Raw genomic sequence first — 13,105 nt, 5'->3', positions numbered from 1 at the left:
GGCAGACCTCAGAACGGCAGGACACGGTCAAGCACCTGCTGGCCGATCCGTGGTTGCTGCATGTCGGTGATCTGACCCCGGCCGCCATAGCTGACCCGGGCCGAGGCGATCTTGTCATAGGTGATCTCGTTCTGCCGCGAGATATCCTCGGGGCGGACATAGCCGGTGACCAGAAGCTCGCGCAGCTCGAAGTTGACCCGTACCTCCTGGTTGCCGGAAATCGCCAGCACCCCGTTGGGCAGGACATCGACCACAGTGGCGGCGACGCGCAGGGTCAGCCGCTCATTGCGGCTGACCGAGCCGTCACCGGAAGACGAGGTCGAGCTGTCGATCGAGACCGCCGAATCGAGCGTCGCATCATTTTGCAGGATCCTGTTGATCCGTTGAGGAATTCCGAAGAGCTGAGGCACCGACAGTGAATCCGAACCGCTGCGTGACCGGTCCGTCGAGTTGGAGATCTGAGCGCTCTCGTCGATCTCGATCACGACCGTAAGGATGTCACCTTCGCTCATCGCGCGGCGATCGCCCAGCAAGGAACCGCGGTCGCCCCGCCAGAGAGAGCTGTCGGGACGGTTCGCTGCGTAGGGAAGGGCCGCGCCCTTCTCGGTTCCGCTCATCATGGCGTGGTACTCGGGTCCGTGGGTGTCGGGCGAGAACTTCGGCGCCTCGCCCAGATGAGAGCGGTCGATGCACCCGGCAAGAGCCAGCGGCACGAAGGCAAGGAACAGAGCGGCGCGTTTCATTGGACCTTCACACTTCCATCAGATTGAATGATTCCGCTGATCGTCATGCGGGACGAGAGGTTCATCACCCGCAGCCGGTCCCCTACACCGCCGCGCCCGAGGGCCCGGCCTTCGGCGGTGATCAGCAACCCGCCGCTGTCGTAGATCAGCGAGACGATGCCATTGCGTTCGACCACGGCAGGGGGGCCGACATCGCCGGGGCGGATCGGGCGGCCGATGTAGATTGCCCCCCGGGTTTCCATCCCCGCCAACCCTTCGACAGAGCTGAGCGCACCTGCGACCTGGATGTCGCGAAGGGCGAAATCCCTTTCGGACAGCACCGTTTGCGCCCTCAGGTTTCGCGTCGCGACCACCGTTTCGGCCGGGAGCATCGCGGGCCAGATCAGCAACAGGATCGCCAGAGCGCGCATCAGCGCACCGCCGCCGTGGCACCCAGCATCTGGTCCGCAGCCGAAATCACCTTCGAATTCAGCTCGTAACCCCGCTGGGCCTCGATCAGATCGGTAATCTCGCGCACGGGATCTACGGAACTGTCCTCCAGGTAGCCCTGGCGCAGGGTGCCCAGCCCGTCGAGACCAGGGGTGGTGACGATCGCGGCGCCGGACGCCTCGGTCTCGACGAAGAGGTTGGAGCCGATGGCCTCGAGCCCCTTCGGATTGGCGAAGCCGGCCAGAGAGAACTGGCCCAGCAACTGCGCCTGGGCATTGTCGGAGAAGTAGGCGTAGACCTCGCCATCTGCATTGATGGAAATCGAGCGCGCATCGTCGGGAATGGTGATGTCCGGGGCGACGGGGAAACCGTCCGAGGTCACGATCAACCCCTCGCCGGTGCGTTTCAGTCCCCCATCACGGGTATAGGCCGCCTGGCCGTTCGGCAAAGTGACCTCAAGGTAGCCCCGGCCTTCGATGGCCACGTCGAGATCACCGCCGGTCTGTCCCAGAGATCCCTGCGCAAGTTGCATCGACACTGCCGAGGGCCGCACCCCCAGCCCCAGCTGGATCCCGGTCGGCAGAACAGTGCCATCCGATGCATTGACCGCTCCGGCGCGGGCGAATTGCTGGTAATGCAGATCGGCGAACTCGGCCCGGCGGGCGTTGTAGCCCGTGGTCGACATGTTGGCGAGGTTGTTCGAAATGGTCTCGACCCGCATCTGCTGGGCGGCCATCCCGGTGGCGGCGATCTTCAACGCTCTCATTCGAGGGTCCTTTCTTGGCTGGCCAGAGGCCTATCAGGCAAGGGTTTTCAGCAGGTTTCGCACGCGCTCATCCTCACGCTCGAGGAAGCTCTGCCCCAGCTCATAGGCGCGCTGCACGGTGATCATGCGGCTGATCTCGGCCACCGGGCTGACGTTCGAAGCCTCGAGGAAGCCCTGCAGGACACGCGGCGCCTCGGCGGCATCGAACCCCGCTTCGGCGACGAACATCGTGCCGCCCTGACGTTGCATCCGGTCCGGCTCGGCCGGCAGCACCACTCCGATCTGCCCGATCGGGGCGCCATTGGCGCTGATGGTGCCGTCGCCGGCGACGGAAATATCGGTGGCGGGGGGGATGAAGATCGGCGCCCCGCCGGCATCCAGCACCGGATAGCCGTCGTTGGTCACGAGGTCCCCCGCGTTCGAGGTGGCGAAGCTGCCGGCACGGGTCAGCCGCTCGCCCTGCGGTGTCTGGACGAGGAAGAAACCCTCCCCCTCGATGGCAAAGTCCAAGCTGCCCCCGGTCGGCGAGAGCGTGCCCTGGGCATAGTCGATCCAGCGGATGTTTCCCTGCGCCATCGAGATCGACGGACCGTCATCAACGCCTTGGATATACTCGGAAAATATCATCTCTTCGGTCCGGAAACCGGTGGTCGAGGCATTGGCGATGTTGTTGGCGATCACGTCCATTTCGCGCGCCAGGCCCGACAGGCGGGTCAGAGTGGTGTAGCCGGTGCTTTCCATTTCAGCCTCCGATGATCAGCGGGATCAGGTGATCCTGGAAGAAGGACACCAGGGTGCGGGACATGAAGCTCATCGACAGCCAGAAGACGACGACGATGGCGCCGAGTTTGGGCACGAAGGTCAGCGTCATCTCCTGGATCGAGGTCAGGGCCTGGAAGAGGCCGACCATCAAGCCGACCACCAGCGCCACCGCCAGGATCGGTGTCGAGGTGATGACCGCGACCCAGAGTCCCTGTCGCAGGGCGTCGAAGAACTGCGCCTCGCTCACCGGTCAGACCGGCATCCGCAGGATTTCCTGGTAGGCCTCGACCACCTTGTCGCGGACCGTCACCGCAGCATCGACGGCCAGTTCGGTCTGCGCAAGCGCCTGGACCAGCGTCGTGGCGTCGACACGGCCCGCCATGGCGGCGGTCGCGGTCTCTTCGCCGGCGCGGAAGGTCTCGGCGAAGTCGGACGCAACCTCGCCGAGGGTTTCACCAAGCCCCTTTCCGGGGGCGTCCTGCCCCGGCGACGGCAGCGTCGCCGGGCGGGCGGCCGCATACTTCTGTGCGGCGTTCAATGCACGAATGTCCATTCTGGACCTCCTTTATCGACGTAGCAGTTCAAGCAGACCCGCCGACATCTGCCGGGCCTGGTCGAAGATCTTGAGGTTCGCCTCGTAGCTGCGCTGCGCTTCGCGCGCGTCAGCTATTTCGACCACCAGATCGACGTTCGATCCATCGTAGTGGCCGGTCTCGTCGGCGAGGGGATGGTTCGGGTCATAGACCCGCTGTGGATCGCTCCGGTCCAGCTGGACACGGCCCGTCCTGACCCCACCGATCTCTCCCCTACCGACCACGTCCTCGAAGGGAACAGTCTTGCGCCGGTAGCCGGGAGTATCCGCATTGGCAATGTTTTCAGAGGTATGGCGCAGGCGCTGCGCCTGGGCACGAAGCCCGGTCGTCGAAACCTCGAGGGAATTGGAAAGTTCGCTCATCCCTACCTCCGCCCGGTGGCGGTGCGCATCAGGGTGAGGCCGGAGCGATAGACCGCGAGCGCCTGATCGTGCTGGCGTTTCACTGCAACGGCCTTCAGCATCTCAAGCTCGACCGAGACGGAATTGCCATTGGGTTCCGAGGCGCCGTTCCGGTCCTCGCGCAGAATGGCGGTACCCCCGGCGTCCGATCCGTTCAAATGCGCGGCACGGGTCTTGCGCAACCCGATGCCGGGCGCCCCGCCTTCCACGAGTTCGGAGAAGGGGATCACGTCGCGAGCCCGATAGCCGGGCGTATCGGAATTGGCCGTGTTCTGCGCCACCACGGCCTGCCGCGTTTCCGCGTGGCGCGTCATGGCATCGGCCATCCTGAAAACCTCTATGGATTCGAACACCGGGGCTTCTCCCTCGATTGGCTTCAATCAAGGCTTAACCCCGATTCCTTTAGAAATGGTTCGTGCCAGATGAAGGATCAGGACGATGTCACAGAAGGTGCTGCAAGGGGTCCGGGCCGAGATCGGGACCCTCTCTGCCATCCGCCATGTCGGGCGGATCGAGACGGTGACACCGGAGGTTCTGACGGTCACCGGGCTGGGTCGCCATGCGCGTCTGGGCGATATTTTGAAGGTCACGCGGACTGATGGATCGGTGCTGCATGGCGAAGTCGTGCAGCTGCAGCGCGACCGTCTGACCCTGATGCCCGACGATCGGACCGAGGGGGTCTCTCTGGGAGATCGTGTCGTGCTGCAAGGGCCGCTGCGAATCGCTCCGGATGACAGCTGGATCGGGCGGGTGATCGACCCGCACGGACAGCCGCTGGACGGCAAACCGATCCTGCCGGGCCGCTTCGCCCGCGCCTTGCGCGGCGATCCGCCGCCGCCCGCCACGCGACGCAGCCTTGGTCCACGGCTGGAGACGGGGACAACGGTGCTCAATACCCTGTTGCCCATCGTCGAGGGCCAGCGGGTCGGACTGTTCGCCGGATCCGGCGTCGGGAAGTCACGGCTCATGGGGCATCTCGCGACACGGATGCAGGCGGATGTGGCGGTCGTCGCCCTGGTCGGAGAGCGCGGGCGCGAGCTTCGGGAGTTCACCGAAAAGATCCTGGGGCCCAACGGCATGAAGCGCGCGGTGGTCGTGGCTGCAACCTCAGACCGGTCGGCGCTGGTACGGCGGCGTTGTGCATGGACGGCGATGGCCGTGGCAGAACACTTCCGAGATCAGGGCAAGCACTTGATTTTCCTTGCAGATTCCATCACCCGTTTCGCCGAGGCGCATCGCGAGGTGGCTGTCGCCGGGGGCGAGCTTCCGGCGTTGCGCGGCTATCCGCCCTCGACTGCCCACCAGATCATGCAACTCTGCGAACGCGCCGGTCCCGGAGCCGAGGCGGCTGGCACGATCACCGCGGTCCTCTCGGTGCTGGTCGCCGGTTCGGACATGGAGGAACCGGTGGCCGACATCCTGCGAGGCGTGTTGGACGGTCATATCGTCATGGATCGCCAGATCGCAGAGCGCGGGCGCTATCCGGCGATAGATCTTCTGCGCTCGGTTTCACGCTCCCTTCCCGAAGCGGCCAGCGATGACGAAAATCGCTTGATCAGCGATGCCCGACTGCTCCTGTCAGCCTATGCGAGGTCCGAGATGATGGTTCATGCCGGGCTCTATGTCGCGGGCAGTGATCCGGTGCTTGATCAAGCCATCCGCGCCTGGCCGGATCTGGATGGTTTCCTCGCAGAGATCGAGGAGAATGGAATTTCGAACTCCTTCAATCGGTTGAAACTGATCCTGCGACGCTCCGCGGTCGGGGCGACGCCAAGGGCCGCGACGGTGCAGAAATCACGTCCTGAGGCCAGACGCGACACTGCGCGTCAGCACAAGGAGCAGGTGCGTCCGGGCCTGCCCGGATTGTCAGGCCCGTCCCCCCGATGACGGCCCCGGGCTTGGGCACCGCCTAGCGGTCACGTAGCCTGTCCATGAACGAGATCGCCCCAGCCAGAAGGGTTTGGGCGATCATGCCTGAACTGGTGGTGGTCACCGCATTGAGCTGATCCCGCAACATGTAGGTACGCACCAGTTTATCCTGCAGGTCTTCATCATCGAAATCGGCCGGATCGTCGCTTCCAAGGATCTGCTCGGCCCGGTCCTTGAATACCTCGAGCTGCTGATCCAGGTCGATCTGGCCAAAACTAGTTGGCAACCCAAAGGCCGTTTCGAAGACCTCGCGCAGCGGTGGATTGCCCATGATCTTGAACCACTTGGTATCAACGGCATTGTCTTCACCTGCCAGTTCGCCCAGCACCCGCTTGGCATTCAGGGCGAACCGCATCGTCTCATCCTGGTCCCCAACGGCAATCTCGAATTCCTGTTCGCGAAATCGCGCCGTCATCTCGGCGCCGAAGCTCGAGATCTGGGTTGACGGCGTGCCGCGGTCGAAACCGAAGGCTTCGGCAAACTCGCGATACCTCTCATCAGAGAGGCGCAACGCCAAGGCATCGTCCTTCAGCGTTCCATCTTCCAGCACCTTCTGGATGAAGTAACGGTTGTCTATGTCGTCTCCCAGACCAAAGGCCCCGAGCGCCACGCGCAAGAGCCGTCGGTCCGAAACGAGATCCTCGGCGGTCTTCACCTTGCTGATGTTTTCTTCGAAGTAGGCCGTATCCCGCGTGATCAGCGGCGACTTGTCGAAGCTTTCCCGCTGTGCGTCATAAGTGCGCTCAAGGAAGGCCCAGCCAGCATAGCCGGTGAGGGGAAGGACCGGGTTGAACATCAGTGAGGCCTCGCATTCAAAAGTCGTTCTTCCCGTGGGAGCAGGCCACGCAGCGCCTTGAGGCATTGATAATACTGTTCAGACAGCACCGCATCGGTCGCTTGGGACAGCAGTTTGCGACTGTCAGGATCTGTCAGGATTTGGCTGAGCTCTTCAATCCGGCGTAGCAGGGGATGGCGGGTCTCCTCGGCAGTCGCATCGCCGGTCAGGACGAGCTGCGCCGCATAGCAGACCCGGCGGACAGGGGTCGTCGCCTCTTCCGGGTGGATGGCATCGCGCAGCCGCAGGATGTTGACGTTCGGTGTCACGATCGACAGCCGGGACCGGCGGTCACCATTCTCGATCACCGCACCGTTGATCAGCACCCGCTCCTTCGGGGAAAGCTTCAGGACAAGGCCGCTCATTTCGGGGTTCCTCCGGCGCGCAGCCCGCGCATGACTGCCGTGTTGACCTCTATCAGAGGACGCAGTTCCGCCTTTTCGTTCAACACCCTGCGGCTGTGGGAAAAAGTGAACTCCGCCAGGTAAAAGATCTGGGCCCGCAGCTGCGGTGGCAGGCCATTGCCTTCACCTGCAACATCTGCAGCCAGGATCGTCCAAAGCTGGCGGTTGTCGTGAACGGCGCGGACGACTTCAGGGAAATTTTTCGACCGATCCTTGCGCGCTGCGGCGACAAGTCGGTGGGTGATCCGCGCGAAGACCTCGTATTCAACGCCACGCGGCGTTCTCGTCGACGAGGAGGCCTGTCCGTAGGCACGCAGAGCTTGGGAATGAGCAGTCACTTCTTAACCTTCCAGTCAGAGGGATTTCTTCCGGCGAAGCTGGTCAGGGGCGCGTCACCACGCCCCTGAATTTCGCGTGTCCCTTAACGGAAGAGCGACAGCAGGGTCTGCGGCGCCTGGTTGGCGATGGACATCGCCTGGACCGCGAGCTGCTGTTGCACCTGAAGGGCCTGCAGGCGGGCCGAGGCCTCCTCCATGTTGGCATCGACCAGGGTGCCGATACCCGCCTTCAGGCTGTCGACCAGGGTCGAGATGAAGTCGGATTGGGTTTCGATCCGGCCTTGGACAGAGCCGAAGGAGGCGGCCGCATCGATCGAGGTCTGGATCAGATCCTCGATGTCCGTCAGCGCGTCCGCGACACCCGTGTCAGTGGTCACGTCGATGCCGGCCACTGCTTCGAGACCACCACCGATCGTATTGCCGGCAGCCGCATATTCCGACACGGCGACCGAGAAGTTGTTGCCGGTCGTCGTATCGCCGGTGAAGGTGATCGTGCCCGCCGTCGCATCATAGGTCGCCGCGACGGTGCCGAGGTCATCGCCCATGGCTTCGGCCACGTACTTGTTGAAGGCCTTGGCCAGCCCCTTGACCACGTCGCCTTCGGTATCACCATCTCTGGCGACATACTTGATGTCGGTGATGGCCGAGGTGTTGACCCCGGTCGCATAGGCGCCGGCACCTGCGGAGATGGCGATGCTGAAGCCTGCACCGGCCTCTACCGCATCAACCGTCACGGTGGTGCTCGGCGCGGTGGCGTTGCCGGTCAGGGCGGTCGCCGTCGAGTCTGCAGTACCGGTCAGGTTGTTCGACGCCGCCGCGATGGCCGTACCGGAGATGTTGGACGCATCGGTCCCGAGATCCTGCTTGCTGACCGCGATCTGGCTGACGCCCACGCCGCTGGACGAGCGGTCGAGCGACGCAAGGACGTTCACCGTGCCGGAGCCGGCAGTGGCCTCCTTGTTCGACAGCAGGTTCAGGCCGTTGAACTGTGCCGCCGAAACGGTGGCGCCGATCTGGTCGGACAGGGCGTCGATGTCGGTCTGGATCTTCTCGCGGTCGACGTTCTCTTCCTGGGCGGCGACGATCTTCTGCTTCATCTGGGTCAGCAGGTCGTTCACCGTTTCAGCGGCAGAGCGCGCCACGGCGACGGTGGATTCCCCCAGACCCAGGGATTCCGAGATGCCCTTGAAGCCGGCCACATCGGATTCCATCACCTTCGAGATGGCCCAGACGGCGGAGTTATCCTTGGCACTGCCCACCTTCTTGCCGGTGGAGATATTCGACTGGACCTCGGTCAGATCCTTGTTGACCATGCTGAGGGTCTGCAGGGCGACCATCGCGCTGGTGTTCGTCAGAATGCTGGACATGCATTGTTCCTTTGGTCTTTGGGCGCTTTACGCCCGTTAAACATTCCGCCCATCGGACGGATCGGATGTCGTTCTGACGGGTGCAGGTCCCGGGTTTTCCCGATCCTGCGCCATCCAACCGGATGCAGGGCAACCATGACGTGCAGACCCTAATGGAAAGCTAAATGCCGGGTATCCAATCCCCGGCATTTGAGGCAAATCCATCGCCTCAGGCACGTTTCTCCAGCTTGTTGTCATGCTGGCTGACCAGCGCCGACTTGCGGCCCTGGCTGTCGTAGGTCTCGAGGGTGCGGCGAATTTTCCGCAAGGTCGAGAAACGGTTGGCCACCGTTCGGATGCCGCGGAGGGCGCCGTCCAGCAGGGCCTGGTTGCGCTGCGCCTTGCCGCGCAAGGGCTGGAGATCCGCCGCCTCGAGCCCCTCCAGACCGTTCAGTCGGTCGATCAGTGCCTCTTTCCGCTCCAGCAGGTCGGTCAGCTTATCGAGCTGGCCTGTCATGAGCGCCTCGCGCTCGCTTTCCAGCAGCACGTCCAGTTCGTCGATGAGTTTCTGATGCGGGTCGTTGGTCATTTCCGTCTCTCCATGAGGGCATTGTAAAGTGATTCCGCCAGACCGATTCCCCCCGCATCCACCAAGGCCTCGGCCTGTTCCTGGCGCAGGAACGAGGCGAACTGGTCCTCGCCCGGCCCCCCTCCGAATCCCTCCGGCGTTTCCCCCAACCCTGCGTATTCAAGCATTTCCGCCAGGAAGTTGGCCTCGAGCGCGCGGGCAGCTTCCCACAGCCGGGGCTCGCGCGGCGCGGGCAGGCCGGGGGGACGGGAAGAGATCGGATCGGACACCGGGACAGACTCCAATTTGAACCAGTTTCCGGGAAAATGGCCGTCACGGGTAAAGATGCGGTAACCGGAATTGGGACAGGATGCCCTGACGGAAGAAATCCGGAGGTTCTCATGTTGCCGCCAATGCCCCCTGTTCTGACCGCTGCCGCCCAAAGTGGGCCGTTGACCGGAAAGGCCGGCGCGAACGCCCTTCAAGGGAAGCCCGTGACCGGACCGCGCGGCGACGGGGCAAACGACCAGCGGCGCTGGTCCCACCAGCCTGAGACGGCGCATCCCGAGTCTCGGGCGACCGGGCCCGGGAAGCCAGGGAATCGCCCGGGGAATCGCCATGCCGAGCCGGACGGCTTCGGGTCGATCTTCGCCAGGCTGACGACCGGCAGCGGCGACCCAGCGACCGGCCCCGCGCTTGCGGAGGCGCCCGAGGCCCAGCCAGACGGAAGGGCTCCGACACCGTCTGACCCCGACGCAGGGGAAAATGCGGAGGCCGAACAGGACGTGCCCATGGGTGACACCGCCTCGGATCCGGGCTTCCGGGACGGTCCCGAGGGCGTCGGTGCCTTTCCCTCCGATTTTTCGGTGGATGACCTGATCGACGGAGCAGCACGTCGCGATGCCCATGCGCGAGAGGCCCCCGACACCTCCCCAGCGACCGATCAGGGTATCGGCGCGGACGCCCAGCAGCCCGCCCTTCCGAGGACCCGCGCGACCGCACCCCCTGGTCCGTCAGATCCCGCCGTGACAAACGCGACCATTGCGCAGAACATGCCAGCCTCCCCCCCCGAGGCAAGGCTGTCTCCTGAACGCGCGCAGGTGGCGCCTCCTCCCGTGCAAACCTCCCCCAATGCCGCGCAGATCCCCCCGGCAAGGAAGCTCCAGGCGGCCTCGGGGCCCCTGGCCGAAGTGTCCTCCGGCTCTGGGCCCTCAGGGCAGGCGCGCCCGACCAGCCAGTGGTCGGCCGGGGCAACGCCGACTGCGCCCAACGGCGAAGCGACGCCCCCTCGCGAGGCAGGCGGAGGGCCGGCGCGCGCGCCCTCCAGCCGTCTCGATCCCGAACCTTCCGCGGCAAACCCAACCGCAGCCGCATCCAGACAGGCTGCCGATCCGCTGGGAGCGGCTTCGGACGGGGCGAGCACTGCCGCCGCGCCCCAGGTCGCCCGACGGATCACAGGGGCTTCAACGCCGGTCACGACCCGCCCCCCCCTGCTCGACGCCCAACAGTCGGGTGCCGCCCGGGCCTTTGCCATGCAATCCGCGCCGGAGCCTCAGGACAAAGCGCGCCCCGACCGGCGTGCCGAGGCAAGCTTGACGTCCCCTGCCAAAGCGATGGCGCCCTTCACATCACGGCACCACGCCGGCTCAGGCCGAGGCATGATGGCCGTCCCGTCGCAGCTTCCAATGACAGCGGACGGCCCAGCCGCGCCGCTCGCCGGGGCGCAGGCGCGTCCTGCCACTTCCGCGACAAGAGCGACCGAAGCATCAACCGCCGGGTCTCCGGGCCATGCTGCCACGGGACCGAATTCGCAAGCGAACTCAACAGGTCCGATGCCTCACTCTACGCCTTCGCCCACGGCGACCCCCACCATTCCGACAGAGGCAGAGGCGCCACGCGGCACCAGCCTTGCCAATTCGACCCAAGCCCCCCTCGAACCGGGAGAGGCCCGAAATCCCGCGACAGCCACGCCCCTGCCATACGCCGCCGGCCATGCAAAGCAGGATGGCAGCCCGGGTGCGCGCCCGCTGATCACAGGGCGCGATGGTCCCACCGAGTTTCCGACCGCCCCGCCCGAACCGCCCCGGGCCGGGCGGGCCAGCGCGCTGCCCGTCGCACCGGCGACCTCGCTTCCCCCGACCGTCCCGCGATCCGGCACCGGGCATCAGCCTCCGTTCGCTCGAACCGAGGCATCAGGTGCCACGATGCCCATGACCCGGGCCCGAACGGACCGCACCGGCCCCGACATGGCCGCCCGTCCCCTGCCGCGCCCCGAGTCCGAGGTCGCCGGCAAGACAGCAGCCGCGTCATCTGCCCTGAGCGCGCCCCCCGAGGGCAACTTGCAAGCCGTGCCGGCAGAGCCTCAGCCGACAACCGACAGCCAGCGCGCTGCGACACCGTCGCGGGCGGAGCTCGGGCGCCATTTGGCGAGCCAGGTTGCCCAGCACGCCCTGCGCGCCGCCGACGGACAGACCGAGGTTCACCTTGATCCGCGCGAGTTGGGGCGCGTCACCCTGCGCATGTCCACCGAGGATCTCGGCGTGACGCTCCATGTCACTGCCGACCGCTCCGAGACCTCCGAATTGATGCGCCGCCATGTCTCGCTGCTGCAGGAAAGTTTCCGCGCGCTCGGCTACGACCGCATCGAGATCACGATCAACGGGCGCCAGGCTGGCATGGGCTTCGGCTCGGGTCTTGGCTCGGGCCATGGCGCGCAATCCGGCTTCGGCACGTCGTCAGGCTCGGGGGAGCCTTCCGGCCATGCTTCCGACCCACGGGCCGGAGGTGCCGAGGGGCCCGATGATCAGGCGCGAGGTCTGCGCCCCTCCGCCGGACCAGCCGGCCTCGCCCGCCGCGACACGATCGACATCCGGGTCTGACCCGCCCCCACAGGAGCCCTCACATGGACGCCATCACCACCACCGGCACCGCAACGAGCGCGGCCAATTCCGTCAACACCACCGCGAAGCCGATGATCAGCTCGGACTTCGAGACCTTCCTGCAGATGCTCTCGACACAGCTGCAGAACCAGGACCCGCTGAACCCCGTCGAATCAGCGGACTTCGCCGTGCAGCTCGCCACCTTCTCCTCCGTCGAGCAGCAGGTCCTGACCAACAACCTTTTGGAATCGCTCACCGGACAGCTTGTCACCTCGTCGATGTCCGACCTGACTTCCTGGGTCGGCATGGAGGCGCTTTCAGCTGCGCCCGCCCGCTGGCAGGGCGCGCCGGTGACGCTGGCGCCCAACCCGCTCACCGCCGCCGATACGGCAATTCTCGTGGTGCGCAACGCCGCCGGGAATGTCGTCTACGAGGGCGAGGTGCCGCTTGGCACCGATCCGGTCGACTGGGACGGCACCGACACCAGCGGCAACCTCCTGCCCCATGGCCGCTATACCTTCGAGCTCGAGAACTACGCCGAGGGCGACCTGCTGGCGACCGACGTGCTGGAAAGCTACTCGCCCATCGTCGAGGCCAGGATCATCGCCGGCAGCACCCTGCTGGTCACCTCGGGCGGCGACCTGATCGAGACCGGGATGGTCTCGGGACTGCGCCAGCCCCGCGCCTGACGCGCACTTGCGAGGCCCTTCGCGCCTGCCTAGGAAGGATGGGACAAGCAGGAGGGCGCAGGTGGCCACAGAGGGGCAGAACGAGCGGCGCGGTCCCGGCACCGACAGGCTGCAGGACCAGCGGGTGCACGGCACGGACGCCAGGGCCAGCGACAGGCCCGGTGCTGAGGCGGGCATCCCGGCGGACGCCGGGTCAGGCGCCGAACCGACAGCCTCCGCCACGGGCCAGCCGGATCAGCGCACCCCTGCACGGCGCGCAGCCCATCGCGTCGCCCGGGACGCAACCCGGGGCGCCGCCGTCCTGGCGGCCTCTTGGGCCCCCGGCACCGGGACGAGAACGCCTCTGGCGACCCTCTGCCCCCTGCTCTCGCAGAGCCTTTCATGAACGAGGGCAGCTCGGAAACCGGAACAAGCGCCGCAGAA

General features: G+C 65.6%; 17 protein-coding genes. 3 read left to right on the top strand and 14 right to left on the bottom strand.

The genetic code is table 11. The annotated features are described in order from the left end of the window. Window positions 1-8: 8 nt before the first annotated feature. From flgH to OS124_RS0118080, 8 genes are read right to left on the bottom strand one after another with little or no spacing between them, the layout of a single operon-like run. A complete protein-coding gene (gene flgH, locus OS124_RS0118115; protein ID WP_010141288.1) occupies window positions 9-743 on the bottom strand; it encodes a flagellar basal body L-ring protein FlgH in 735 nt (244 codons plus the stop codon). Continuing rightward, window positions 740-1,153 (bottom strand): flagellar basal body P-ring formation chaperone FlgA, encoded by a 414-nt coding sequence (gene flgA, locus OS124_RS0118110; protein WP_010141287.1) that lies wholly within the window; start codon window positions 1,151-1,153, stop codon window positions 740-742. The genes flgH and flgA overlap by 4 nt, the downstream gene beginning before the upstream one ends. Further along, window positions 1,153-1,938 carry a flagellar basal-body rod protein FlgG gene (flgG, locus tag OS124_RS0118105; RefSeq protein WP_010141286.1) on the bottom strand — a complete coding sequence of 262 codons (786 nt, stop codon included), beginning with the start codon at window positions 1,936-1,938 and terminating at the stop codon, window positions 1,153-1,155. Before flgG ends, flgA begins: the two co-directional genes overlap by 1 nt. Window positions 1,939-1,971: 33 nt before the next feature. Then, entirely contained in the window at window positions 1,972-2,679 is a 708-nt protein-coding gene (locus tag OS124_RS0118100; protein WP_010141285.1) for a flagellar hook-basal body complex protein, read from the bottom strand. 1 nt (window position 2,680) lies between these two features. Continuing rightward, window positions 2,681-2,947: a flagellar biosynthetic protein FliQ gene (locus OS124_RS0118095; RefSeq protein ID WP_010141284.1), complete on the bottom strand. Its 267-nt coding sequence runs from the start codon at window positions 2,945-2,947 to the stop codon at window positions 2,681-2,683. Window positions 2,948-2,950: 3 nt separating this feature from the next. Next, on the bottom strand, window positions 2,951-3,253 hold the full coding sequence (gene fliE, locus OS124_RS0118090) for a flagellar hook-basal body complex protein FliE (RefSeq protein WP_010141283.1): 303 nt from the start codon (window positions 3,251-3,253) through the stop codon (window positions 2,951-2,953). A 12-nt stretch (window positions 3,254-3,265) separates the two neighbouring features. Next, a complete protein-coding gene (flgC, locus tag OS124_RS0118085; protein WP_010141282.1) occupies window positions 3,266-3,655 on the bottom strand; it encodes a flagellar basal body rod protein FlgC in 390 nt (129 codons plus the stop codon). A gap of 2 nt (window positions 3,656-3,657) precedes the next feature. Beyond that, window positions 3,658-4,020, bottom strand: a complete 363-nt coding sequence (locus OS124_RS0118080) for a FlgB family protein (RefSeq protein ID WP_050900924.1) — start codon at window positions 4,018-4,020, stop codon at window positions 3,658-3,660. 112 nt (window positions 4,021-4,132) lie between these two features. On the opposite strand from OS124_RS0118080, the gene OS124_RS0118075 reads away from it, so the two are divergent. Continuing rightward, complete coding sequence (locus OS124_RS0118075; RefSeq protein ID WP_010141279.1) at window positions 4,133-5,581, top strand: FliI/YscN family ATPase; 1,449 nt, start codon at window positions 4,133-4,135, stop codon at window positions 5,579-5,581. A gap of 22 nt (window positions 5,582-5,603) precedes the next feature. Here OS124_RS0118075 and OS124_RS0118070 read toward each other — a convergent pair whose 3' ends face one another. From OS124_RS0118070 to OS124_RS28090, 6 genes are all read right to left on the bottom strand, one after another. After that, window positions 5,604-6,419, bottom strand: coding sequence for a DUF1217 domain-containing protein (locus tag OS124_RS0118070; RefSeq protein ID WP_010141278.1), 816 nt, complete (start codon window positions 6,417-6,419; stop codon window positions 5,604-5,606). Continuing rightward, complete coding sequence (flbT, locus tag OS124_RS0118065) at window positions 6,419-6,823, bottom strand: flagellar biosynthesis repressor FlbT (RefSeq protein ID WP_010141277.1); 405 nt, start codon at window positions 6,821-6,823, stop codon at window positions 6,419-6,421. Before flbT ends, OS124_RS0118070 begins: the two co-directional genes overlap by 1 nt. Next, window positions 6,820-7,200, bottom strand: a complete 381-nt coding sequence (flaF, locus tag OS124_RS26670) for a flagellar biosynthesis regulator FlaF (RefSeq protein WP_010141276.1) — start codon at window positions 7,198-7,200, stop codon at window positions 6,820-6,822. Before flaF ends, flbT begins: the two co-directional genes overlap by 4 nt. Before the next feature lie 83 nt (window positions 7,201-7,283). Next, window positions 7,284-8,567, bottom strand: coding sequence for a flagellin (locus OS124_RS0118060; RefSeq protein ID WP_010141275.1), 1,284 nt, complete (start codon window positions 8,565-8,567; stop codon window positions 7,284-7,286). Window positions 8,568-8,775: 208 nt separating this feature from the next. Continuing rightward, window positions 8,776-9,135: a flagellar protein FlgN gene (locus tag OS124_RS0118055; protein ID WP_010141274.1), complete on the bottom strand. Its 360-nt coding sequence runs from the start codon at window positions 9,133-9,135 to the stop codon at window positions 8,776-8,778. Next, window positions 9,132-9,404: a rod-binding protein gene (locus tag OS124_RS28090; RefSeq protein WP_237708136.1), complete on the bottom strand. Its 273-nt coding sequence runs from the start codon at window positions 9,402-9,404 to the stop codon at window positions 9,132-9,134. The genes OS124_RS0118055 and OS124_RS28090 overlap by 4 nt, the downstream gene beginning before the upstream one ends. Before the next feature lie 2,133 nt (window positions 9,405-11,537). Here OS124_RS28090 and OS124_RS27590 point away from each other — a divergent pair. After that, a complete protein-coding gene (locus OS124_RS27590; protein ID WP_010141272.1) occupies window positions 11,538-11,993 on the top strand; it encodes a flagellar hook-length control protein FliK in 456 nt (151 codons plus the stop codon). Window positions 11,994-12,016: 23 nt separating this feature from the next. Beyond that, window positions 12,017-12,682: a flagellar hook capping FlgD N-terminal domain-containing protein gene (locus OS124_RS0118040; RefSeq protein ID WP_010141271.1), complete on the top strand. Its 666-nt coding sequence runs from the start codon at window positions 12,017-12,019 to the stop codon at window positions 12,680-12,682. Window positions 12,683-13,105 lie beyond the last annotated feature (423 nt).

The sequence above is a fragment of the Oceanicola sp. S124 genome (assembly GCF_000220565.1).
Taxonomy (GTDB): Bacteria; Pseudomonadota; Alphaproteobacteria; order Rhodobacterales; family Rhodobacteraceae; genus Pseudooceanicola.
The sequence above is the reverse complement of the archived record's forward strand: the minus strand, read 5'-3'. Positions and strand labels throughout refer to the sequence as shown.